The organism is Myxococcota bacterium, from assembly GCA_041389495.1.
Classification (GTDB): domain Bacteria; phylum Myxococcota_A; class UBA9160; order UBA9160; family UBA4427; genus JAWKRT01.
The window spans coordinates 1014025-1037158 of sequence record JAWKRT010000002.1 but is presented as its reverse complement, the minus strand read 5'-3'; the positions used below and the strand labels follow the sequence as shown (position 1 = coordinate 1037158).

The window sequence follows — 23134 nt, the reverse complement described above, 5'->3', positions numbered from 1 at the left end:
CTAACGATCGAGCCCGGCCGCCCCATCGCGCCGCCGCACGACGCGGCGCGCGCCCGCCGCGAGCAGGCCCGCGACGAGCGAGAGGAGCGCGACGCCGGGGAGTGCCGGGACACCATCGCCGACGAGCGTGCCGCGCAGCAGGAACTGCTCGTTGGACAGGCCGCCGAAGGCGGTCCGGTAGATGTATCCCGTCACCGCCTCGAAGTCGCCGTTCGCGTCGAAGCTCCAGGTACCGAGGTCGTAGGTCGACGACGGCGCCGGCGCCCACGCCGTCGTCACGCCGTTCGGCACGGCGACGCCGCTCGTGCAGAACACAGCGGGGCTCGCCACGCAGAAGACCGACCCCGTGCGCGTCCACCCGCCGAGCACTCCCCAGGCGACCCCTCCGCCCGGGGCGACGCTCCCGACACCCGTCTGCCCGAGCGTCGGCGCGAACGTCGCGTCGCCGGACACGAACGCAAAGGCACCGGGCCCGAAGAGCGGCACGAGGTCGGCCGGGCCGAGATCGACGCGCAGCGTGCGGACCTGCTCCCACGCACGGATCGCCACCGCGCTGCCGCCCGTGTCCTCGAGCCGGTAGTGACCTTCCACCCGGCCCGGCGAGGGCTGCGCGGGCGTCGACAGCGAGGTGGTGAACAGGATCTCGTCGCCGGGCGTGCCGCCGGGAGGAGTCGCCGAATAGACCTTCACCGCGCCGTCGCCCGGGGACGCGAAGGCGAGCACCGCGGCGGTCGCGAAAAGGATCGAGCGCGCGCTCCGAACGAACCGCATCGAGCCGCCCTCCGCTCCAGTGAGAGTGGGCGCACGCGAGCGCATGTGGCAACGAAGTCTCGAACGGCGCGCCGCCCGGGGTCGCCGACCCGGTCGATCGGCGCTCAGGCGCGCGCGTTCACCGCGGTGAGCCGCTCGCACGCGTCGACGTACTCCTCGACCATGCGCTGGATGACCTCGCGGCTCGTCTGCACCTCGTTGAGCATGCCGACGACCTGGCCGACGGGGTTGAACGCGACGCGCTGCGCCTTGTCCGCATAACGACTGGTGCGCTGGATGGCGTCGACCGTCACCATGCCCTGGAGCGGCATGCCGAGCGGCTTCGGGTTCTCGGGCGCCTCCCAGGCGTCGGTCCAGTCGTTGCGCAGCATGCGGCACGGCTTGCCCGTGTAGCTGCGCGAGCGCACGGTGTCGCCGCTCGTGGCCTTGAGGTAGCTCTCCATCTGCGCGGGCTCGCTCGCCGACTCGGCGACCGTGAGCCACAGCGACCCCGTCCACACGCCCTGCGCGCCCATCGCGAGCGCGGCCGCGACCTGCGCGCCGCTCGCGATGCCGCCGGCCGCGAGCACGGGCGTCGGCGCGACGGCCGCGATCGCCTGCGGCCACAGCACCATCGACCCGATCTCGCCCGTGTGGCCGCCGCCCTCGTGCCCCTGCACGATGATGATGTCGACGCCGGCCTCCTTGTTGCGCACGGCCTGGTGGACCTTCCCGCACAGCGCCGCCATCAGGCGTCCGCTCGCGTGCACGGTGTCGATCACGTCGCGCGGCGGCGTGCCGAGCGCGTTCGCGATCAGCTTCACCTTGTCGTGCGCGAGCGCGACCTCGAGCTGCGGCGCCGCCGTCGCGGCCGTCCATCCCATGAGCTCGCTCTGGCGTCCCTGGCCCGCCGGCAGCTCGGGCACGCCGGCGTCCGCGAGCAGCCTCTTCGCGAAGTCGCGGTGCTCCTGCGGAACGAGCTTCTTGAGCTGCGCCTCGAGCTCGGCCGGATCGACCTTGCCCATCGCCTGGCCTTCGTACTTCGACGGGATCACGAGGTCGACGCCGTAGGGATGGTCGCCGACGTGCTCGTCGATCCACTTGAGCTCCTGCTCGATCTGCTCGGGCGAGAAGCCGACGACGCCGAGCACGCCGAAGCCGCCGGCCTGCGACACCGCGGCCACGACGTCGCGGCAGTGCGTGAAGGCGAAGATCGGGAACTCGATGCCGAGTCGGTCGCAGAGCTCGGTGTGCATGGGGCCTCCGGGGTTCGTGTGCGCGCGCATGGTATAAGAAGCGCCCCCCGCGGCGATAGCGCACGACGGGTCACGCGAGGCGCGCGCATGGCGGAGCGATCCGATCGGAGTCGGGGCGAGGCGGGTCGGAGCGAGGCGGGCCCGGGCGACGCGCGCTTCGACGGACGGGTCGCGCTCGTGACCGGTGCGGCGAGCGGCATCGGCCGCGCCGCCGCGCTGCAGTTCGCGCGCGGCGGCGCGCGCGTCGTCGTCGCCGACCTCGCCGCGAGCGGCGCGCGCGCGGTGGCGAGTGAGATCGAGCGCCTCGGCGCCGAGGCGCTCCCCGTCGAGGTCGACGTGAGCAACGATGCCTCGGTCGGCGCGATGGTCGCCGCGGCCGTCGCGCGCTTCGGCCGCCTCGACGCCGCGTTCAACAACGCCGGCATGTCCGACCCGCCGCGCGCCTTCCTCGACCTCCCGCTCGACGCGTGGAACCGCATGATCGCCGTGAACCTGACGGGCGCGTTCCTGTGCCTGCAGCACGAGCTGCGTGTCATGACGGCACAGGAGCCGCGCCCCGAGCACGGCCTGCGCGGCGCGCTCTGCATCACGTCGTCGGGCGCGGGGCGCATCCCGGCGCCCGGCCAGCCCCACTACACGGCCGCCAAGCACGCGCTGCTCGGCCTCAACCGCCAGGTCGCGAGCGAGTTCGGCGGCCAGGGCATCCGCTGCAACGCCATCCTTCCGGGCGCGACGGACACGCCCATGCTGCGCGCGAACGCGCCCATGCCGCTCGACCAGATGGCGCGCTTCGTCCCGGGCGGGCGGCTCGGCACGCCCGAGGAGGTCGCGGCCGCCGCGGTGTGGCTGTGCTCGGACGACGCGCGCTGGGTGAACGGCCAGGCGATCGCCGTCGACGGCGGCGGCGTGATGGCCTGAGCGCGCGACCGGCGCCGCGCCTAACGAGCCGCCTCGACCAGCTCGAGCAGGAAGCCGGCCTCGCTGCGCAGGTCGGCGAGCGCGGCGCGTCCCGTCTCGGCGGCGAGGTCGTCGATCAGCATGCGCACGCGCTCGCCGCGCAGGCGTCCGACGGCCGCGTCGACGTCGGGCACGTAGGCGCCCACGTGCTGCAGGCGGGCCGGCCTCCCCTTCAGGAACGCCGCGTGCGCCTGCGCGACCTCGTCGTTCGCCGCCTCGAGCAGCTCGATCTCGACGCCCGCCCAGTCGGCGAACGCCGCGCGCACGCCCGCCTCGGGCACGTCGAGGAAGCGGAACGGCCCGAGGCCGAGCACGCGCTCGAGCGATGCGATCGTCGCATCGAGGCTCGCGACGAGGATGCCGAGCTGGAGCTTGCGCGCGGGGAGCGGCGCGGCGGCGGGCGGCGACGGCGACGTGGACATGGCGGGCCCTCCCGAGCGGCGTGGTAGAACGCGCGCAGTGTCCCACGCCGCGCGCGCGGCGGGGAGACGGAGGCGGCGACGCGCATGACGGACGGGCGGCGACTCGAGGGGCGGAGCGCGATCGTGACGGCGGCGGGGAGCGGCATCGGCCGCGCCACCGCGCTCGCGTTCGCGCGCGAGGGCGCGCGCCTCGCGCTGAACGACGTCGACGCCGAGCGCCTCGAGGCGGTCGCGGCCGAGGCGCGCGACGCGGGCGCCGAGGTCGCGACGCTCGCCGGCGACGCCTCCGCGCGCGCGACGAACGACGCGCTCGTCGCGCTCGCGGTCGAGCGCCACGGGCGGCTCGACGTCGCCGACTTCGTCGCCGGCGGCGCGGCGCCGCAGCCGACGCTCGACACCGACGAGACGGCGTGGCGGCGCATCCTCGCGCTCAACCTCGACAGCGTCTGGTTCGGCGCGCAGGCCGCGGTGCGCGCGATGCGCGCGACGGGCGGCGGCGCCATCGTCGCGACGTCGTCGGGCGCGGGCCTCGGCGCGGTGCCCGGGCTCGCGGCGTACGGCGCGGCGAAGGCGGGCGTCGTCGCGCTCGTGCGCAGCCTCGCGCTCGAGTTCGGCCGCGACGGCGTGCGCGCCAACGCGATCTCGCCGGGCCCGATCGCGACGCCGCAGCTCGCCGCCGCGCTCGACCGCCTCCCGTCCGGGCTCGCGGGCTTCGCCGCGCAGGTCCCGCTCGGGCGCCTCGGCACGCCCGAGGAGATCGCCGACGCCGCGGTCTTCCTCGCGTCCGACGAAGCTCGCTATGTGAGCGGCGCGCTCCTGTGCGTCGACGGCGCCGTCCACTCGACGCTCGCGACGCCGTCGCCGATGGCCCCGCCCGCGCGCTAGCGTGCGCCGCCATGCAGACGGCGCAGCGCTTCGCGGACAAGGTGGTGGTGGTGACGGGGGCGAGCTCGGGCATCGGCGCGGCGACGGCGCGCCGCCTCGCGCGCGAGGGCGCGAAGCTCGTGCTCGGCGACGTCGAGGTCGGCGGCGGCGAGCGCGTCGCGGCCGAGACGGGCGCGCGCTTCCGGCGCACCGACGTGACGGACGAGGCGCAGGTCGCACGCCTCGTCGAGGCCGCCGTCGATGCGCACGGCCGGCTCGACGTGCTCGTCAACAACGCGGGCATCATGGGCGCGGGCACGCTGCCCGACCTCGACGCCGACACCTGGCACCGCGTGATCGCGATCGACCTCGACTCGGTCTTCTACGGCTGCCGCGCCGCCCTCCCCCACCTGCGCGCGGCGGGCGGCGGCGCGATCGTGAACACGGCGTCGATCTCGGGCATCGGCGGCGACTACGCGCTCCCCGCCTACAACGCCGCGAAGGCCGGCGTCGTGAACCTCACGCGCGCGCTCGCGATCGAGCACGCCGACCAGGGCATCCGCGTGAACTGCGTGTGCCCGGGCCCGATCGACACGCCGATGACGGACGTGGCGAAGGCGATCGACGCGGTGATGGACGAGTACGCGAAGGCGATCCCGATGGCGCGCTTCGGCACGGCCGACGAGGTGGCATCGGCGATCGCGTTCCTCGCGAGCGACGATGCCACCTACGTGACCGGCCACGCGCTCGTCGTCGACGGCGGCCTCACCGCCTGCACGGGCCAGCCCAATCTGCGCCGCGCGCTCGGGCTCGGTTAGGCGGGCGGGCCCTACAGCTTCGCCATCACCTGGTTCGCGAAGGTCTCGGCGGCGGCGAGCTTCTGCTCGATCGTCATCGTGTCCTTCTCGTACGGGTTGCGCGGCCCGAACGAGAGCTCGTCGACGCCCGCGTCCTCGAGCTCCTTGATGTCGTCGAGGCCGGCGAGGTCGGTGACGCCGGCGTGGACGAAGAAGGGCTCGCGCTCCTTGCCCGCCTCCCTGCGGTAGGCGCGCAGCTTCTTCGTGATCTCGATGGTGTAGGCCTTCGTGCCGCCGGCGAACGTGAAGCCGTCGCACAGCTGCGCGGCGCGGCGCCAGGCGGGCTCGCTGTGGCCGCCGTAGAAGATGGGGAGGCGCCCGGGCACGGGGCAGAGCTTGATGCGCGGGATGTCGTAGTGCGCGCTGTGGAACTCGAAGTAGTCGCCGGTCGCGAGCCCGCGGAGGATCGCGATCATCTCCTCCATCCGCGTGGCGCGACTCTTCCAGTCCGTGTGGGTGACGCGGAAGTCCTCGATCCACGGCGACAGCCCGACGCCGAGCTCGAAGCGGCCGTTCGTGAGGCACGCGAGCGAGGTCGCCTGCTTCGCGACGAGCACGGGCTCGCGGATCGGGAGCTTCAGCACGCCCGTCCGGAAGATCAGGCGCTCGGTCACCGCCGCGAGGTGCGCGGCGAGCTGGAACGGGTCGGGGAACGGAGCGCCGTCGAGGAAGCTGCGGTCGCCGCTCTCGAGGTACGGGTACTCGCCTTCGGCGACCTCCGGATAGCAGATGCTGTCGCCGATCGAGAACGTGCGATAGCCGAGCGCGTCGGCCGCCTTCGCGAGCGGGACGTAGTGCGAGAGGTCGCACATCGAGTCGTTGAACGTGAAGTACATGGCGCGGACCCTCGCTTCGAACGCCCTCGGTCGCCGGGGCTCGGGTATCGTGAACGGCTCGCGCGCGCGCGGCAAGCGAAAGCGCGGACACGGGGAGGCGCCATGACGTCGATCGCGTCGTTCGAGGGGCTCACCGCCGTCGTCACCGGCGGCGGCAACGGCATCGGGCGCGGCATCGCGCTCGCGTTCGCGCGCGCGGGCGCCCACGTCGCGGTGCTCGACGTGCAGGCCGAGGCGGCCGCGAGCGCGGCGAAGGCGCTCGGGGCCGAGGCGCGCGCGGGCGCGCGCGCGATCGGGCTCGCGTGCGACGTGACGAGCGCCGCCTCGCTCGACGCCGCACGGGACGCGGTGCTCGACGCCTTCGGCGCCGTCCACGTGCTCTCGACGAATGCGGGCGTCGTGCTGCCGCAGAGCCCGATGGACGCGCGCTCCGAGGACGACTGGCGCTACGTCTTCGAGGTGAACGTGTTCGGCATCGTCGCGAGCGTGCGCGCCTTCCTGCCCGCGCTGCGCGCGGCGCGCGGGCGCGGCGAGCCCGCGCACGTCGTGAACACGTCCTCGATGGCGGGGCTCCTCGCCTTCCCCGGCCTGCAGGTCGGCATCTACACGGCGTCGAAGATGGCCTGCGCCGGCTACACGGAGATCCTGCGCGGCGAGCTCGCCGCCGAGGGCATCGGCGTGTCGTCGCTGTGCCCGGGCTTCGTCCTGACGGAGCTGTCGGCGACGTCGGCGCGCAACCGCCCGGCGCGCTTCGGCGGCCCGAGCGCGCCGCCGGCGGGCGAGGTGCCCGAGGCGCTGCGCGCCACCGCGCTGCAACCCGAGCAGGTCGGGCCGATCGTACTCGACGGCATCCGCGCCAACCGCGCGTGGATCTTCACGGACCGGAACGTCGGCCCGGCGATCGAGGCGCGCGGCGCGGCGCTGCTCGCCGACCTCGACGCGCTGCGCGCGCGCGCCTGACCGCGTCCGCGCCGCCTAGCGTTCGCCGAGCGCGACGCGTCGGCGGCGCGCGAGCGCCTCGCGCCCGCGCGACGCGAGCGCCGTCACGTCCTCGACGATCATCACCGCCGCCGGGATCATCAGCAGCGTGAACACGGTGGCGACGAGCACGCCGAAGCCGAGCGACAGCGCCATCGGCTTCACGAACTGCGCTTGCGACGTGCGATCGGCCATGATCGGGATCAGGCCCGCGAAGGTCGTGAGCGAGGTGAGCAGGATGGCGCGGAAGCGCGACTGCCCCGCCCGCGCCGCGGCCTCGAGCGCCGTCATGCCCTCCTCGCGCAGCCGGTTCATGAACGTGATCAGCACGAGGCTGTCGTTCACGACGACGCCCGCGCACGCGAGCACGCCCGTCATCGACAGGAAGCTCATCTCCTGCTGGAAGACGAGGTGGCCGACGACCGCGCCGACGTAGCCGAACGGGATCGCGAGCATGATCACGAGCCCCTGCGTGTAGGAACGCAGCGGCGTCGCGAGCAGGATGAAGATCGCGGTGAGGCCGACGACGAAGCCGCGCGCGAGCCCCGAGTTCGCCTCGCGGCTCTCCTCCTGCTCGCCGCGGAACGACCACGAGACGCCCGGGAACTCGGCGAGCAGCGGCGGCACGAGCTTCGTCTCGATCTCGGTCGCCATCTCCTGCGCGTTGGCGAGCGTCTCGTCGACGTCGGCCGTCACGCGGATGCGGCGCTGCCGGTCGACGCGGAAGATCGAGGCCGGCCCGCGGCGCAGCTCGGCGCGCGCGACCGACGCGAACGGGACCGCGGTGCCGTCCGGGAGCCGGATGCGCATGCGCTCCACGTCGGCGAGCGAGCGACGCCCCTCCTCCGGATACCGCACCATCACCTTGACCTCGTCGCGGCCGCGCTGGATGCGCTGCGCCTCGGCGCCGTAGAACGCCTGGCGCACCTGCCGGCCGAGGTCCTCGAGCGTGAGCCCGAGCGCCTCGGCCGCCGGACGGATCGCGAGCACGAGCTCCTGCTTGCCCTCGACGTACGAGTCGCGGATGTCCGTGATGCCCGGGTAGTGCGCGAGCCGCTCCTGCAGCTCCGCGCTCGCCGCGCGCAGCACGTCCGTGTCCTCCGAACGCAGCTCGACGTCGATCGGCTCGCCGAAGTGCTTGAAGCGGCCGGTGAAGACGAGCTCCTCGACGCCCGGGATCGCGCCGGTGAGATCGCGCCAGCGGTCGGCGATCTCGGGCGAGCGCACGCTCCGCGACTCGCTCGGCGACAGGCGCAGCGTCATCTCCGCGAGGTGCGACTGGCCGGTCGCCGAGCGGCGCTCGTCCGCGCCGAACGACCGCTGCGTGCCGATCATCGTCACGCTGTGCTCGAAGCGCGGCGGCTCGTCGTCGGGCCGCCCCGCGTCGAGCTCGTCGACGAGCACGCGCGCGGCCGCCTCGATCTGCGCCATCGCGCTCTCGGTCTCGGCGATCGGCGTGCCGAGCGGCATGCGCAGCCGCGCCGACACGCTGTCGCGCTCCATCGTCGGCATCATCACGGACTTCACCGCCCCGGTGGCGACCAGCGCGATGGCGAACGCGAAGACGCCGAACGACGCGGCGACGGTGACGTAGCGCCAGGCGATGCAGCGACGCACCGCGGGGCCGTACACGTCCTCGACGAACCACGCGAGCCCGCGCGCGACGGCGCGCTGGAACGCCGCCCAGCGGATCGAGACGGGGTTGCGCGGCGGCCGGTCGAGGTTGCGGCTGTGGCCGAGGTGCGCGGGCAGCACGAACTTCGACTCGATCAGCGAGAACACGAGCGACGCCATCATCACGCCGCCGATCGAGACGGCCATGATCTTCGAGTGCCCCTCGACGAGCGCGAACGGCGCGAAGGCCGCGATCGTCGTGAGCACGCCGAACACGACGGGCACCGCGACCTCCTGGGTGCCGCGGATGGCCGCCCCCATCGGGTCGCCGGGCTCGCGCTCCATGTGCGAGTAGATGTTCTCGCCCGTCACGATCGCGTCGTCGACGAGGATGCCGAGCGCCATGATGAACGCGAAGACGGACAGGATGTTGATGTCGATGCCGAGCGCCGGCATCAGCGCCACGCCGCCCGCGACCGAGACGGGGACGCCGACGGCGACCCAGAGTGCCACGCGGAGCTTGAGGAACATCGCGAGCAGGACGACCACGAGCACGAAGCCGCTGCGCGCGTTGCGCAGCATCATCCCGATGCGGTCGGACAGGTACTTCGAGTCGTCGTCCCAGATCGTGACCGAGACGCCGTCGGGCAGGCGCGTCTCGAGCGTCGCCAGGTAGCCCTTCACCGCGCGCGCCACGTCGAGCGCGTGCTGGTCGCCCACGCGGTAGACCTGCACGAAGACCGCGCGCTCGCCGTCGAGCGTCGCGTACTTGCTCGACTCCTCGAAGTCGTCGCGCACGGCCGCGACGTCGCCGACGAGCACGCGCGCGCCGTCGTCGCGCGTCACCACCGGGAGCCTGGCGAACTCGTCGCCCCAGTAGGCCTGGCCGTCGGTGCGCAGCAGGATCTCGCCGCCCTTCGTCTTGACGGAGCCGCCCGGCACGTCGAGCGACGAGCGGCGCACCGCCAGCGCGACGTCCTCGAAGCGCAGGCCGTAGCGCTGCAGCGCCGCCTCGCTGACGTCGATCGACACCTCGTACGGACGCGTGCCCACGAGGTCGACCTGCGAGACGCCGGGCAGCGCGGCGATCTCGTCGCGCACCTGCTGGCCGAGCTCCTTCAGGCTGCGCTCGGCGACGTCGCCGTGGACGGCGATGTCGAGGACCTGCGTGCGGAACAGGATCTCCTGGACGATCGGCTTCTCGGCCTCTTCCGGGAACGTGTCGATCGAGTCCACGCGCGTCTGGATCTCGTCGAGCGCCTTCGCGATGTCCGCGCCGGTCTCGAGCTCGATCAGCACGTTCGTCGCGCCCTCGTTCGCCGACGAGGTCATCTCCTTCACGCCCTCGAGGCCCTCGAGCTCCTCCTCGATGCGCAGCGTGACGGACCGCTCCATGTCCTCGGGCGAGGCGCCCGGGTACACGACCGTCACCGAGACGAGGTTGACCGGGAAGTCGGGGAAGATCGTCTGCTTGATGGTCGGCAGCGCGACCCAGCCCGCGATCAGGATCGCCCACATCAGGAGGTTGGCGGCGACGCGGTTGCGCGCGAACCACGCGATCATCGCGTTCACGACGCGGGCCCCTCCGCGGGCGCGGCGTCGTCCTTCACGCGCAGCCGCATCCCGTCGATCGCCGCGCGCAGCGGCGACACGACGACGCGCTCGCCCGGCGCGAGCCCGGAAGCGACGACGATCTCCGACGCGCCGCGGCGCGCGAGCTCGACGTCGCGCATGCGCAGCACCTCGTCCTCGCCGCGCCGCTCGACCACGTACACGCGATCGCCGTCGCGCAGCGCGGCGGTCGGCAGCACGTACACGTCCTCGCGCTCGCGCCCGCGGATGCGCGCCTCGACGAAGAGGCCCGCCGGGAGCGGGAGCGTCGGCGCGCCGTGGAGCCCGTACGGGTCGTCGACGCGCGCGACGACGTGGAGCGTGCGCGTGCGCGCGTCGATCTCTCCCTCCGTGCGGACGAGCCGCGCCTCCCACTCGACGTCGCGCCCGCCGAGCTGCGCGCGGAGCGCGACCGGCGAGCCGACGCCGCCGCTCTCGCCCGCGTCGGTCGGCGCGTCCGCGGCGGCCGGCTGCAGCGTCTCGCCGACGCGCTCGCGGCGCGCGATCCCGAGCGGCACGTCGAGGTGCACGAGCTCGTCGGTCGAGATCGGGAGCCGCACCTCCGCGTAGTCGACGGCGTAGATGCGCGCGAGCCGGGCGCCCGGATTCACGAACTGTCCGAGGTCGACGAAGCGCTCGCGCACGCGCCCCTCGAAGGGCGCGCGCAGCACGGTGCGCTCGAGGTCGAGCTCCGCCTGCGCGAGCTGCGCGCGCGCCTCCTCGAGCTGCGCGCGCGCCACCTGCGCACGGCTCTCGAACTGCTCGAGGTCGGCCGCGCTCGCCGCGCCGCGCTCGGCGAGCTGGCGCCGCCGCTCGGCATCCGCCGCCGCGAGCTTCGACTCGCTCGCGCGCAGCTTCACCTGCGCGCGCGCGCGGTCGACGGCGATGCGCGCCTCGCGCGCGTCGAGCGCGAGGAGCTCCTCGCCCGCCTCGAAGAAGCCGCCCGCGACGAGCGAGGGCGACACGCGCACGATGCGACCGCGCACCTCGGCGACGAGGTCGCTCTCGGTGCGCGGCTCGACGCTTCCGTAGGCCGTCACGAACATGCGGCGCGTCTGGGGCTCGGCGACCGTCGTGCGCACGAGCGGCAGCACGACCGGCGGCTCGACGCGCTCGGGGCTCCGGCGCGCCCAGACGAGCGCGAACACGGCGAGCGCGGTCGCGACGACCGCGATCGCGACGCCGCCGAGCATGCGCCCCGTCGAGACGGCCTCGCCGGTCGCGCTCGCACCCGCGGCGGCCGCGTCGTCGCCTGCGCCGCGCGCGCGCTCGTCGCGGGAATCGTGCGGGCCGGGCGGGCGGCGCGGCGTGGGCGCGCGGCTCATGCCCGCCCCCCCGCGCCGCGCGCCGCGCGCCGCGCGGCGCCGGACGCGCGCCCGCGCGCGGGTGCGCGCCGCCGGCGCTCGCGCGCGCTCGCCGCCTCGACGGCGCCGACCAGGAAGGCGACGAGCCGCTCGAAGCGGTCGTCGACGTCGCGCGCGCGCTGCGCGCGAACCGCTGCGAGGAGCGGCAGCGCCGCGCCCATCGCCGCGTCGAGCCACTCGCCCGCGAGCGCGGCGTCGCTCCCACCGGTCGCGCGCGCGAGCGCCTTCGCGAAGCGGCGCTTCACCGCGTCGAAGCGCGCGCGGATCGCCGCGGCGTGCGAGTCGTCGTCGCCGTGGAGCCAGGCGAAGAGGCCGGCGAGCCGCGGCTCGCCGGGCCGACCGCCCTCGCTGCCGCGGCGCACCATGGGCGACAGGAATGCGCGCAGCAGCGCCTCGACCGCGACCGGCGCCGCGCCCGCCGCTGCCTCGAGCTCCGCGAGCCGCGCGAGTCGCTCGTCGTTGATCGGCGCCACGCGACGCTCGATCAGCGCCTGCACGAGCGCCGTCTTCGACCCGAAGTGGTAGTGGATGGCGGCGCCATTGACGCCGGCCTCGGCCGTCACGCTGCGCAGCGACGTCGCGGCGACGCCCTGGCGCGCGAAGAGGGCCTCGGCCGCATCGAGAATGCGGTCCTTCGTATCGATCATGGGCTCGCTCGCGACGCGCGCCGGGTGGCCGCGCGACGACGCGCGCGCCGGGGACGGCGAGGCCCGCGGCGCGTCTCGTCGAAATGGGGCGCTTCAAACGAAACGCTTGAACCCTATTTTGCGTTCGCGCCGCCGTCAAGCGGGCGGGACGGCGCGCGCGAACGGGGCGGCGGCCCCGAGACACCCGCGCCCGGACGGACGGGCCCCGGGCGGGCCCGCAGGCGGGCCTCCCAGCCGGGCGCCGAGCCCGCCGAGCGGCGGCCGCGCTAGCGCGCCTCGATCCGGACGCTCCCGCTGAAGGTGTCGATCGCGACGCGCGCGTCGCCCTCGCCCGCCACGAGCTCGACGCGCCGGCCGCCACCGGGCCGGCCGAGCTCGGGCGCGCCGTCCGGCCGCGACGACGCGCCGAGCTCGCTGCGGATGCTGCCGCTGAAGCTCTGGACGTCGAAGCGCGCCGACGCGTCCGCCGGGAGCTCGACCGTGAGGCTGCCGCTGTAGCTGCGCAGGTCGACGCGCGCGTCGGGCGCGAGCGAGCCCGCGAGCTCGACCGAGCCCGACATGCTGCGCAGGTCGGCGCGCTCGAGCGCCTCGCCGTCGACGCGGATCGAGCCGCTCACGGTCGACACCACCACCTCGTCGGCGACGCCGCGCAGCTCGACCGCGCCGCTCACCGAGCGCGCGTCGACGCGCGTTCCCCGTCCGCGCAGCTCGATGTCCGCGCTCATCGTCTCGAGCGTCGCCTCCGCCGGCTCGCCGCGGACCTCGATCCGCCCGTTCGCCGCGTGCAGCGCGAGCCGGCCGGCGACGTCCTTCGCGCGGATCGGCCCGTTCACGATGCGTGCGCGCACCTCGCTCGCGCGCGGCACGTCGAGCCGCACGTCGACGTCGACACCGCCGCCGAGCCACAGCCCCCGACGCCCGGGCGCGCGCACCGCCACCCAGTCGGCGGGCTCGCTGCCGCCGCCGGCCTCGATCTCGATCGCGTCGGCGCCCGCGCCGCGCACGCGCACGCGCACCTCGTCGCGATCCCAGCCGCGGATCTCGACGCTCCCCGAGATCGCGCTGACGTCGACCGACACGTCGGGCCGCGCCGCGAAGCGGCGTTCGCCGCGGTCGTCGTCCGCGCGCGCGGCGCCCGCCGCGCACGCGACCGCACACGCGACCGCACACGCGACGCGCAGCGCCGCCGCGACGCGCACCCGCACCGCTGCCGTCATGACCTCTCCTCCCGGGCGTCGCCCGTCCACCACTCGAGGCGCTCGAGCAGCTCGGCCTCGCGCCGGTACGTCTCCGCGAGCAGGAAGGCGAGCGTCGCCTCGCCGGGGTGTCGCGCGAGCGCGACGTGGATCTCCGCCACCGCGCGGTCGAAGCTGCGCAGGTTCTCCTCGAGCGCGGCGACGACGTCGGGCGGAAGCGCATCGCGGCGCGCGTCGAGGATGGCGACGAGGCTCGCGTGCACGTCGCCGACGCCGTCGCGCGCGCGCACGCGCGCCGCGAGCGCGGCGATCTCGTCGGGCGCGCTCGGCATCGACGGCGGGCGCATCACCCAGGCGGTCACGCCCGCGGTCGCGACGACGAGCGCGAGCGCGGCGGCCGCGGCGACGAGCGGGCGCGAGAGCCCGCCCGCGCGCGTCGCGCGAGCGGGCGGCGCCCCGCGCGCGCCGTCGCGAAGCGCGCGCTTCGGGCCCGCGCGCCGTCGCCGCGCGCGGCTTCGCGCCGCGCCGCCTCGAGGCGCGCGGCGATCTCCGGGAAGAGATCGCGCTCGGGCTCGAGCGCGCGCGGCAGGCGCGCGCGCGCGCCCGGAGGGCGTCGTCCGCCGCGCCGGCCGCGTCGTCCGCCGCGTCCGTCCGCCGCGTCCGCCGCGTCGCCGCGCAGGCGGTGCCACCACCGGTTCCACGGACTCGTCATCCCGTCTCCTCCGCCGGTGCGACCGGCGCCGGCTCGCCCCCGAGCGCCGCGCGCAGGAGGCCTCGCGCGCGGTGCAGGTGCGCCTTGCACGTTCCCACCGCGACGCCCATGCGCGACGCGATCTCGCGGTGCCCGTGCCCTTCCACGTCGTGCAGCACGAACACGAGCCGCGCGCGCGGCGGCAGCTTCGCGATCGCGCGCTCGAGGTCGACGTCGCTCCCGGCGCGCGCGAAGAACGAGTCGTCGAAGACGGCCTCGACGTCGGCCTCGGCGTCGATGCGGTCGCGCAGCCGTCCCTGCGCGCGCAGGTGCTCGATCGCGACGTTCACCGCCACGCGGTGCACCCAGGTCGCGAAGGCCGCGTCGCCGCGGAACGAGCCGAGCCGCTCCCAGACCCGCACGAAGACGTCCTGCACGAGCCCCTCCGCCTCGCCGCGATCGCGCGCCATGCGCAGACACAGCGCGAACACGCGCCCCGCGTGCGCGCGGTAGAGCGCCTCGTAGGCGTCGACGTCGCCGCGCGCGGCGCGCCGCACGAGCTCGCCTTCGTCGTCGCGTTCGCCGTCCGTGGACAAGGCGGTCGGGCACTCCTCACTGCGCGTCCTCGCTGCGGCTTGGACGGGCGGGATCGACGGAGGGTTTAGCCGGCCGCGCGGGCGGTGCCGCGCCGCGCGCGGCGATCGACCCGACTAAACCCTCTCGCCCGCCGGCCCGTCGAACCGCCGGATGCGAGGACGACGACGCGGGCGCGCGGGGGCGCGACGGCGGGGCGAGGAGGCGGGCATGGCGACGACGCGCGGCGGGCTCGGACGGATCGGGCGGGTGTGGGTCGGGCCGCTCCTGTGGCTCGCGCTGCTCGCGGCGGTCGCCGCGACGCAGGCCCGCGGCGACTCCCCTGCGCGCGACGTTGCGGATTCCGTGAGCGTCGCCACCTGCGAAGCCCCTCTGCTGCACGCGCCCGCGCCGGAGCTCCTCGCTCGCTAGACGCGCATGCGCCGCGCGATCGCGCGCTGGCGCTCCGCGATGCGCGTGCGTCGCTCGGCGGGCGGGACGTGCGGCGTGTCCGCGGGCAGGTGCGCGCGCAGCTCGCCGAGAGGAACGGTCGCGATGCGCGGCTGCGGCGCGTCCTTCGTCCACACGTAGCGGTACTGGATCATCCCCTCGCGCGCGCCGCCGGTGTCGAGCCAGTTCGGCACGCCCGGGTCTTCGTGGGCGACGACGATGCGCACGAGCCCATCGCCGTCGATGCGCAGCTGCGCGCCGTTGAGGCTCGTCTGGCGGTTCGCGTAGTCCATCGTGACGAACCACTCGTTGCAGAGCTGGTAGTGCCAGTAGCGCGCGTCCGGCACGGCCGTCTCGATCACGAGCGCCTCGCCCTCGCCGAGCCGGTAGAGGTCGTTGCCGTAGCGGATGTCGTCGGCGCCGCCGACGAACATGCGCGCGGGCGCGAGCCGGCCCGGCACGTGCGCGTCGCGCAGCTCGGGCACCCACTCGGCCCAGAAACGCGTCGTCGTCTCGACGAAGTGGCCGACGTCGTCGAGCACGCGCGCCGTGGCGGCGGCGTCGGGCGGCGCGGGCGCGCACCCGGCGGCCTCGATGCACTCGATCGTGAAGCGCGCGGGCTCCTCGCGCGACCAGTCGTAGAGGTACTCGCGGATCGTGATCTGCGCGGCGTCGGGGTGCAGCGGCAGCCAGTTGGCGCAGCCCTCGGCCGCGCCCGTGCGCTCGCGGCTCGCGACGATCTCGAAGCTCCCGTCGGGCTCGATGCGGAGGTCGTGCGCGGCGAGCGTCGCGAAGTTGCGCACGTCGCCGAGGTGCATGAAGCCCTCCTTGACCTCGATCAGGAAGTCGAGGCACGTCCCGCGCTCGCCGCGGATGCGGTAGGTGCGGTCGCTGCGCACGTGCGCGTGCAGGTAGTGGTTGTCGGCGTTCTCCGCGCCCCACTTCGCCCACGGGTCCTCGATGCGGACGAAGACGGGGTGCTCGCGGTCGGCGAGCTCGAAGCCCTGCCGGATGCCGACCGTCGCGAGGCCGAGCAGGTAGCGGAAGCCCTCGGCGCGCGTCCGTTCGTCGGCCGGATTCTCCGCCGCGAGCAGCGCGTCGCCCGCGCGCTCGAGCGCGCGGCACAGGTCGCGCCACGCGTCGCCCGCGACGAGCCGGCGCGCGTCCTCGGCGTCGCCGCGCCGCTCGGGTCGCAGCTTCACGCCGTCGACCATCACCTGCTTCGAGAGCGCCTTGCCGCCGAGCGCGGCGCCCGCGCGCCGGCCGCCCTCGTCGCCCGGGGCTCCCGCGTCCCCCGCCACGGCTAGGCGACCTCGGACGGAACGCCGAAGCGCTCCTGGTAGGCCGCGAAGCGCGCGCGCTCGGTGGCGACGTCGAGGCCGAGGTCGTCGAACGAGTACGCGTGCGCGCCGTGCTTCGCCTGCGGCTTCGCGGCGAGGTAGTCGCGCATCCGGCGCTCGGCCTCCTTCGTGTACGGGATGCCGAAGTGCGCGTAGGCACGCGCGATCGTGCCGAACGGGTCCGACAGCATGTCCTGGTAGCGGACGTCGAAGAAGCGCGACGGGTCGGCGGCCTCGCGCGCGCGCATCGCGACGTCGAGGCGGTAGGCCATGCCCTCGCCGCCGAAGCCCGCGCGGATGGCGCCGATGTCCGCGTCTTCGGAGCGCATCCACGCGAGTGCCGACAGGATGCTCGCGGTCGACCCCATGCTCTTCAGCGGGTCGCGGTGCGTCATCAGGATGCGCGCGTCGGGGTACTCGGCGAGCAGCACGTCGAGCGCCGCCATGTGCGACGGCGCCTTCAGCATCCAGCGCTCGCGCCGGAAGCGGTGCTGGAGGAGCTTCAGCAGACGGCGATGATAGGCGTAGGCAGGCCGGAGGTCGGCGCCCATGTACCAGGCGGCGTAGCCCGGGCACTGCTGGCGGCCGATCCACTCCTCGCACACGAAGGTCGGCATCGTGAGCCAGATGCACTCGCACGGGATGCGCGCGCCCATCTCGTGCATCGTGCGGTACTCCGGCACGAGCTCGTTCCAGAACTGGACGTACGCCTCGCAGCGCTCGATGCGCGGGTCGGTGTCGTAGGTGGCCTCCTCCGGCGGCGGGCACGGGTGGCGCGCCTCCCACGAGAGCGGCACGCGGTGCGCCGGATCCTGCGCGAGCAGCTCGTGCAGGATCGACGTCCCCGAGCGCGGGAGGCCGACGATGAAGAGCGGCGCCGCGACCTCCTCGTCGTCGATCGAGGGGTCGCGACGATAGGCGTCCTCGACCTGCAGACGCGTCTCGAGCGCGTTGACGACATCGGCGCGCGCGAGCAGGCGCCCGACGAGCGTGAGCCTGGCTTCGCGGTCGAGGCTCTGCGCGAGCACCTCGAGCCCCTCGCGCCAGCCGTCGTCGGGGCCGAAGTCGTCGAGGCCCGTGTTCGCGCGCGCCTCGGCGAGCAGCGACGCCACGTCGAGCGGGACGGCCATCGCGCCGTGCGCGCCGCTCCCCGTGAGCGCGCGGCCGACGGCGTTGACCCGCCGCAGCCATGCGGGGTGCGAGCCCGAGAGGTCGAACTTCCCGCGGCTCCCGTCGTTCCCCTCGCTCCCGTGCGCGGTCGCGCTCACGGCATGTACGCCCCGCCGCTCACGCTGATGAGCTGGCCGGTCAGGTGCTTCGCGCGATCGGAGGCGAGGAAGAGCGCGAGGTCGGCGATGTCCTCGGGCCGCCCGATGCGGCGGATCGGCTGGCCCTGGACGTTGAACATGTCGCCCTCGCCGGCCGCCGCGGCCGCCATCTGCTCCGGCGTGCCGAAGAACTCGTAGCCGTACTTCCGCCAGAAGCTCCCGGCGCCGACGTGATCCTCCTCCCACGGCACGATCCAGCCGGGCGAGATGCAGTTGATGCGGACGCCGCGCGGCCCCCACTCGTAGGCGAGCGCCTTCGACATCGACATCACGTAGCCCTTCGTGCCGGCGTAGTTCGCGACCATGTGGCCCGCGGAGGGCTCGAGCGCCGAGTTCGACGTGACGTTCACGATCGCGCCGCGGCCGCGCGCGAGCATCTCGGCGCCGACGGCGTTCGTGCAGTGGACGACGCCCCAGACGTTGAGCGCGAGCTCCCACTCCATCTCGTCGCGCGGCTTCTCCTCCCACGCGCGCGGGTAGGCGACGCCGCCGGCGTTGTTGACGAGCACGTGCACGTCGCCGAGCTCCCGATGCACGCGCTCGACGAGCGCGGCGACCGACGCGGGGTCGGTGACGTCGGTGCGGACGACGAGCGTGCGCCCGGGCGACGACGCGCAGGTCGCCGCGACCTCCTCGCACTTCGCCTCGTCGCGGCTCGCGAGCACGACGTTGCAGCCCTCGGCCGCGAACGCCTGCACGAGGCCGCGGCCGATGCCGCCGCTCGCTCCCGTGACGACGACCGTCTGCCCGGCGAGTCCGAGATCCATCGCACCTCCCGCACCGCATGCGCGGGCGCCATCCTCCCATCCGGTGCACGCGCCGCGCAAGCGCGCTCGCTCCGCTCGGCGCGCGCGACACTGATAGGATGCGCGCATGCGCACGCGCTCCCTCTACCTCTACGAAGTCGTCGACGTCGTCGGACAGGGCCAGTACGACTACATGGAGCACCTGTGGCAGGACCCGGTGCTGCGCATGCCCGAGATGTTCGGTCTGCAGGGCTCGTTCTACGTCTGCGCCGCGGGCGGCGGGCGCTGGCCGCAGGTGATCAACGTCTGGGACGTGGGCTCGAAGGGCTGGCACGGCTGGGCGCGCAACGTCGACCGCATGAACCTGAAGCGGCGCAAGGCCTTCTACGGCGACTGGTGGGACGCGGCGGCGAAGTGGCGGAGCGGCGGCTTCGACCGCCTGTGCGCCGGCGTCCCCGGGAGCCCGACGACCGAGGAGATCGCCGCGCAGGGCATTCGCGGCACGCTCTTCGTGAACGAGATCCTGACCGTCCGCCCCGGCACGCCGCTCGAGTTCCTGGCCGCGGTCGTCGCCGAACGCGTGCCCCTGATGGCGGACTACGGCCACCGGCCGACCGGGCTCTACGAGGTGACGAGCAACCAGCACGAGGTCGTGATGATCTGGGCCACGGACATCGCCTCGCGCACCCGCTTCCTGGCGTGCCGCGACGCGACGCGCGGGCTGTGCGACGAGGGCGAGGCGGACGATCGCATCACCGCGTGGGACGCCGTGCAGGCGCGCTACGTGACGGGCGGCGACGCGCACGTCATGACGCCGCTGCCGCGCACGGTCTACGGCCCCGAAGACTGGGAGGACGCGTCGCTCGACGACTGGCTCGAGCACGCCGAGGCCGCCGGACGCTGAGCCGTCGCCGCGCGGGGCCGTTGCCGCGCGACCGCGCCGCGTGATACTCCCGCGCTCGGACCCGCGGTGCGTCCCACCGCGACGAGGGAGAGCGCGCATGGCCGGCAGGCTCGAAGGCAAGGTCGCGATCATCACGGGAGCCGCGTCGGGCATCGGGCTCGCGACCGCGCGCGTGTTCGCGCGCGAGGGCGCGCGCGTCGCGATCGCCGACCTCGACGGCGACGGCGCGGAGGCCGCCGCGCGCGCGCTGCCCGGCGCCGGGCACCTCGCGTTCCGCTGCGACGTCACCGATCGCCCGCGCGTCGACGCCGTCGTCCACGAGGTCGTCGACGCGCACGGGCGCGTCGACGTGCTGATGAACAACGCCGGCGTCGACGGCTTCGGCGACGACGGCCGCGCGCAGGCGATCGAGCACCGCGAGCCCGTGCTGCTGCACATGGGCGACGAGCCGTTCGCGCGCATGCTCGCCATCCACGTGCACGGCGCCTTCTACTTCGCGCGCGCGGCGGCGCGCTCGATGTGGAAGCAGCGCGCGGGCTCGATCCTCAACGTCTCGAGCATCGCCGGTCTCGCCGGCATGGGCATGGTGCACTACGCGACCGCGAAGGCGGCGCTGCTCGGCATGACGCGCTCGCTCGCGCGCGAGCTCGGCCCGGCCGGCATCCGCGTGAACGCGATCTGCCCGGGCGTCATCGACACCCCGATGACGCGCGCCGTCCCGGAGGCGTTCCTCGCGCCGATGGTCGCGTCGACGCCGCTCCGCCGGCAGGGCGCGGCCGACGACATCGCGAACTGCGCGCTCTACCTGGCCTGCGACGAGAGCGGCTTCGTCACCGGCCAGGCGCTCTCGCCGAACGGCGGCATCCACATCGCGTAGGCGCGTAGGCGCGCGGCGCGCAGGCGCGTAGGCGCGCGCGCGGGCCCGCGTACGCGAACGAGCGGCCGCACCCCTCGCCGCGGGCGCGTGTGATACACCCATCCGGCCATGGATCTCGCGTCCCGCATCGACGACGTGCTCGCGATCGACCCGGCGGCGAACGCGATCGAGTTCGAGGGCCGCTGGACGACGTGGGGCGAGCTCGCCGCCGCGTCGGCCGCGCTCGGCCGCGCGCTCGACGCGGCGGGCGCGCCCGCGGACGCGCCCGTCGGCGTGCTGCTCCGCAACCGCCCCGAGGCGGTGGCCGCGCTGCTCGGCGTGCTCCGCTCGCGCCGCTGCGTCGTCACGCTGAGCCCGCACCAGGGCGACGCCGCCCTGCGGCGCGACCTCGAGCGCCTCGCCCTGCCGGTCGTGGTCGCGTGCGCGGAGGACGCCGACGGCGGCGCGCTCGCCGCCGCCTGCGACGCGACGGACACGCTGCTCCTGCGCTGCGCGTTCGGCGGCGACGACGACGCGTGCGTCGCACCGCGCGGCGCGCGCACGCGCGTCCTCGACGCGCGCACCGCGCCCGAGCACCGGCTCCCCGGTGTCGCGGTGCAGATGCTGACGAGCGGCACGACGGGCCCGCCGAAGCGCGTCGACCTCGGGCGCGCTGCGCTCGAGCACTCGCTCGCCGGAGCCAAGCACTACGAGAAGGACAAGGCCGCGGCGCCGCGCCTTCGCGCGGGCGTCGCGATCATCGCGTCGCCGCTCGTCCACGTGAGCGGCATCTTCCGCGTGCTGCAGTGCGCGACGGACGGGCGCGCGTTCGCGCTGCTCGACCGCTTCCGCGTCGAGCCGTGGCGCGACCTCGTCGTGAAGCACCGCCCGAAGACGGCGAGCCTCGTGCCGACGGCGGTGCGCATGGTGCTCGAGGCGAAGCTCGACCCGGCCGACCTCGCGAGCCTCAAGGCCGTCGTGTCCGGCACCGCGCCGCTCGCGCCCGAGGACGCCGAGGCGTTCGAGGCGCAGTACGGCGTCCCCGTGCTCACGTCGTACGGCGCGACCGAGTTCGCGGGCGGGGTCGCCGGCTGGTCGCTGCCCGACCACGTGGAGTTCCGGCGCGAGAAGCGCGGCAGCGTCGGGCGCGCGCACCCGGGCTGCGCACTGCGCATCGTCGACCCGGCCGACGGTCGCGCGCTCGCGCCCGGCGAGGAAGGCGTGCTCGAAGTGCACTCCGCACAGCTCGGCCCGAAGAGCGACTGGGTGCGCACGACCGACCGCGCGCGCATGGACGCCGACGGCTTCCTGTGGATCACCGGGCGCGCGGATGCCGCCATCCTGCGCGGCGGCTTCAAGGTGCACCCCGAGGAGGTCGTCGCCGCGCTCGAGGAGCACCCGTCCGTGCGCGAGGCCTGCGTGGTCGGTCTCGACGACGCGCGGCTCGGCCAGGTGCCGGTCGCGGCCGTCGAGCTGCACGCGGACGCGCCGCGCGTCGACGGCGAGGCGCTGCGCGACTTCGCGCGCGAACGGCTCGCCGCCTACATGGTTCCCTCGCGCGTGCTCGTCGTCGACGCGCTGCCGCGCACGCCGTCGATGAAGCCGAGCCAGCCGGGCGTGCGCGCGCTGTTCGCGAACGGCGACGCGGGCGCGCGCGGAGGAGCGGCGACGTGAGGCTCGACGATTCGCCCCTCGAGGCCGCGTTCCGCGCCGAGCTGCGCGCGTGGCTCGAGCGCGAGGTCCGCGCGCACGGCGCGCCGCCGCCGGCCGGCGACTGGACGGCGCGGCGCGAGTACGACACGTCGTGGCAGCGCAAGCTCTTCGACGCGGGCTACGCAGGCATGAACTGGCCGGCCGAATACGGCGGGCGCGGCGCCTCGCTCGGCGAGCAGCTCGTCTACTTCGAAGAGACGGCGCGCGCGAACGCGCCGTACATCGGGGCGAACTTCATCGGCCTCATGCACGGCGGGCCGACGCTGATGGCCGAGGGCAGCGAGGCGCAGAAGGCGTTCCACCTGCCCGGCATCCTCGAGGGGCGCCACGTCTGGTGCCAGGGCTTCTCGGAGCCGACCGCGGGCTCCGACCTCGCGTCGCTGCGCACCGTCGCCGTGCGCGAGGGCGACCAGTACGTCGTCACCGGCCACAAGATCTGGAGCACGCGCGCGCACATCGCCGACTACTGCGAGCTGCTCGTGCGCACCGACGCCGACGCGCCCGCGCACAAGGGCATCACGTGGCTCGTCCTCGACATGCACCAGCCGGGCGTCGACGTCCGCCCGCTCGACACGATCGAGGGCGACAGCCACTTCTGCGAGGTCTTCCTCGACGGTGCGCGCGTGCCCGTCGCGAATCGCGTCGGCGCGGAGAACGACGGCTGGCGCGTCGCGAACGTCACGCTGCGCTTCGAGCGCGGCACGGCGTTCGCGCAGCACATCATCACGATGCGCACGCAGCTCGAGGGCCTCGTCGCGCTCGCGCGCCGCGCGGGGCCGTCGGGCGGCGCGAGCGCGTGGAACGGCGATGCGAGCCTGCGCCGGACGGCGGGGCGGCTCGCGGCGCAGATCGAGGCGCTCTGGCGGCTCACGCAGCTGTGCGTCTCGGAGGCGGAGGCGACCGGCGTCCCGTCGCTCACCGGCTCGGCGGTCAAGCTCCGCTACAGCGAGCTCTACCAGGAGATCGGCGAGCTCGGCATGCACGTCGTCGGACGCGCCGCGCTCGCGCGCGAGGACGTCGCCGGCCTGCCGACCGGCGACGTCCTGCACGACTACCTGTGGGCGCTGCAGTTCACCGTGTCGGGCGGCACGTCGCAGATCCAGCGCAACATCATCGGAGAGCGCATCCTCGGGCTGCCGCGCGAGCCTCGTTAGGCGAGGCGTGCGCGCGCACGCGCGCGC

General features: G+C 74.8%; 22 protein-coding genes. 9 read left to right on the top strand and 13 right to left on the bottom strand.

From position 1 onward, the window contains the following. Positions 1-690 carry a hypothetical protein gene (locus R3E88_15320; protein MEZ4217854.1) on the bottom strand — a complete coding sequence of 230 codons (690 nt, stop codon included), beginning with the start codon at positions 688-690 and terminating at the stop codon, positions 1-3. 185 nt (positions 691-875) lie between these two features. Further along, positions 876-2006 carry a nitronate monooxygenase family protein gene (locus tag R3E88_15315; protein MEZ4217853.1) on the bottom strand — a complete coding sequence of 377 codons (1131 nt, stop codon included), beginning with the start codon at positions 2004-2006 and terminating at the stop codon, positions 876-878. Positions 2007-2093: 87 nt separating this feature from the next. Here R3E88_15315 and R3E88_15310 point away from each other — a divergent pair, with 87 nt between their 5' ends. Then, positions 2094-2924 (top strand): SDR family NAD(P)-dependent oxidoreductase, encoded by an 831-nt coding sequence (locus R3E88_15310; protein MEZ4217852.1) that lies wholly within the window; start codon positions 2094-2096, stop codon positions 2922-2924. Positions 2925-2944: 20 nt separating this feature from the next. Here R3E88_15310 and R3E88_15305 read toward each other — a convergent pair whose 3' ends face one another. After that, positions 2945-3385, bottom strand: a complete 441-nt coding sequence (locus R3E88_15305; GenBank protein ID MEZ4217851.1) for a VOC family protein — start codon at positions 3383-3385, stop codon at positions 2945-2947. An 84-nt stretch (positions 3386-3469) separates the two neighbouring features. On the opposite strand from R3E88_15305, the gene R3E88_15300 reads away from it, so the two are divergent. Both R3E88_15300 and R3E88_15295 read left to right on the top strand, forming a co-directional pair. After that, positions 3470-4270 carry an SDR family oxidoreductase gene (locus tag R3E88_15300; GenBank protein ID MEZ4217850.1) on the top strand — a complete coding sequence of 267 codons (801 nt, stop codon included), beginning with the start codon at positions 3470-3472 and terminating at the stop codon, positions 4268-4270. 11 nt (positions 4271-4281) lie between these two features. Beyond that, the gene (locus tag R3E88_15295; protein ID MEZ4217849.1) at positions 4282-5067 is read left to right on the top strand and encodes an SDR family NAD(P)-dependent oxidoreductase; all 786 of its coding nucleotides are present in this window, start codon (positions 4282-4284) and stop codon (positions 5065-5067) included. An 11-nt stretch (positions 5068-5078) separates the two neighbouring features. Here the strand turns inward: R3E88_15295 and R3E88_15290 are convergent, their stop codons facing one another. Continuing rightward, the gene (locus R3E88_15290; protein ID MEZ4217848.1) at positions 5079-5942 is read right to left on the bottom strand and encodes an LLM class flavin-dependent oxidoreductase; all 864 of its coding nucleotides are present in this window, start codon (positions 5940-5942) and stop codon (positions 5079-5081) included. 102 nt (positions 5943-6044) lie between these two features. Here R3E88_15290 and R3E88_15285 point away from each other — a divergent pair, with 102 nt between their 5' ends. Continuing rightward, positions 6045-6902 (top strand): SDR family NAD(P)-dependent oxidoreductase, encoded by an 858-nt coding sequence (locus R3E88_15285; GenBank protein MEZ4217847.1) that lies wholly within the window; start codon positions 6045-6047, stop codon positions 6900-6902. A 15-nt stretch (positions 6903-6917) separates the two neighbouring features. Here the strand turns inward: R3E88_15285 and R3E88_15280 are convergent, their stop codons facing one another. From R3E88_15280 to R3E88_15255, 6 genes are all read right to left on the bottom strand, one after another. Then, positions 6918-10097 (bottom strand): efflux RND transporter permease subunit, encoded by a 3180-nt coding sequence (locus R3E88_15280; protein MEZ4217846.1) that lies wholly within the window; start codon positions 10095-10097, stop codon positions 6918-6920. 5 nt (positions 10098-10102) lie between these two features. Further along, a complete protein-coding gene (locus R3E88_15275) occupies positions 10103-11470 on the bottom strand; it encodes an efflux RND transporter periplasmic adaptor subunit (GenBank protein MEZ4217845.1) in 1368 nt (455 codons plus the stop codon). Continuing rightward, positions 11467-12156, bottom strand: a complete 690-nt coding sequence (locus tag R3E88_15270; protein MEZ4217844.1) for a helix-turn-helix domain-containing protein — start codon at positions 12154-12156, stop codon at positions 11467-11469. Before R3E88_15270 ends, R3E88_15275 begins: the two co-directional genes overlap by 4 nt. 266 nt (positions 12157-12422) lie before the next feature. After that, positions 12423-13373 (bottom strand): DUF4097 family beta strand repeat-containing protein, encoded by a 951-nt coding sequence (locus R3E88_15265; GenBank protein ID MEZ4217843.1) that lies wholly within the window; start codon positions 13371-13373, stop codon positions 12423-12425. Then, a complete protein-coding gene (locus tag R3E88_15260; protein MEZ4217842.1) occupies positions 13370-13714 on the bottom strand; it encodes a hypothetical protein in 345 nt (114 codons plus the stop codon). The genes R3E88_15265 and R3E88_15260 overlap by 4 nt, the downstream gene beginning before the upstream one ends. Positions 13715-14060: 346 nt before the next feature. After that, positions 14061-14639, bottom strand: coding sequence for a sigma-70 family RNA polymerase sigma factor (locus tag R3E88_15255; protein ID MEZ4217841.1), 579 nt, complete (start codon positions 14637-14639; stop codon positions 14061-14063). Between the two features lie 208 nt (positions 14640-14847). Between R3E88_15255 and R3E88_15250 the strand changes: the two genes are divergently transcribed. Next, on the top strand, positions 14848-15048 hold the full coding sequence (locus R3E88_15250; GenBank protein MEZ4217840.1) for a hypothetical protein: 201 nt from the start codon (positions 14848-14850) through the stop codon (positions 15046-15048). Here R3E88_15250 and R3E88_15245 read toward each other — a convergent pair. From R3E88_15245 to R3E88_15235, 3 genes are read right to left on the bottom strand one after another with little or no spacing between them, the layout of a single operon-like run. Next, positions 15045-16367, bottom strand: coding sequence for a DUF1214 domain-containing protein (locus R3E88_15245; protein MEZ4217839.1), 1323 nt, complete (start codon positions 16365-16367; stop codon positions 15045-15047). The two genes, R3E88_15250 and R3E88_15245, sit on opposite strands and share 4 nt — an antisense overlap. A gap of 2 nt (positions 16368-16369) precedes the next feature. Then, positions 16370-17674 (bottom strand): sulfotransferase, encoded by a 1305-nt coding sequence (locus tag R3E88_15240; protein MEZ4217838.1) that lies wholly within the window; start codon positions 17672-17674, stop codon positions 16370-16372. Then, positions 17671-18501, bottom strand: a complete 831-nt coding sequence (locus tag R3E88_15235; GenBank protein ID MEZ4217837.1) for an SDR family oxidoreductase — start codon at positions 18499-18501, stop codon at positions 17671-17673. The genes R3E88_15240 and R3E88_15235 overlap by 4 nt, the downstream gene beginning before the upstream one ends. Before the next feature lie 106 nt (positions 18502-18607). On the opposite strand from R3E88_15235, the gene R3E88_15230 reads away from it, so the two are divergent. The 4 genes from R3E88_15230 (at position 18608) to R3E88_15215 (ending at position 23107) form a co-directional block, all read left to right on the top strand. Beyond that, positions 18608-19384 carry a hypothetical protein gene (locus R3E88_15230; GenBank protein ID MEZ4217836.1) on the top strand — a complete coding sequence of 259 codons (777 nt, stop codon included), beginning with the start codon at positions 18608-18610 and terminating at the stop codon, positions 19382-19384. Positions 19385-19481: 97 nt separating this feature from the next. After that, a complete protein-coding gene (locus R3E88_15225) occupies positions 19482-20261 on the top strand; it encodes an SDR family NAD(P)-dependent oxidoreductase (GenBank protein MEZ4217835.1) in 780 nt (259 codons plus the stop codon). Positions 20262-20369: 108 nt separating this feature from the next. Continuing rightward, positions 20370-21914, top strand: coding sequence for a fatty acid--CoA ligase family protein (locus tag R3E88_15220; protein MEZ4217834.1), 1545 nt, complete (start codon positions 20370-20372; stop codon positions 21912-21914). Further along, complete coding sequence (locus R3E88_15215) at positions 21911-23107, top strand: acyl-CoA dehydrogenase family protein (protein ID MEZ4217833.1); 1197 nt, start codon at positions 21911-21913, stop codon at positions 23105-23107. Before R3E88_15220 ends, R3E88_15215 begins: the two co-directional genes overlap by 4 nt. Positions 23108-23134: the final 27 nt, after the last annotated feature.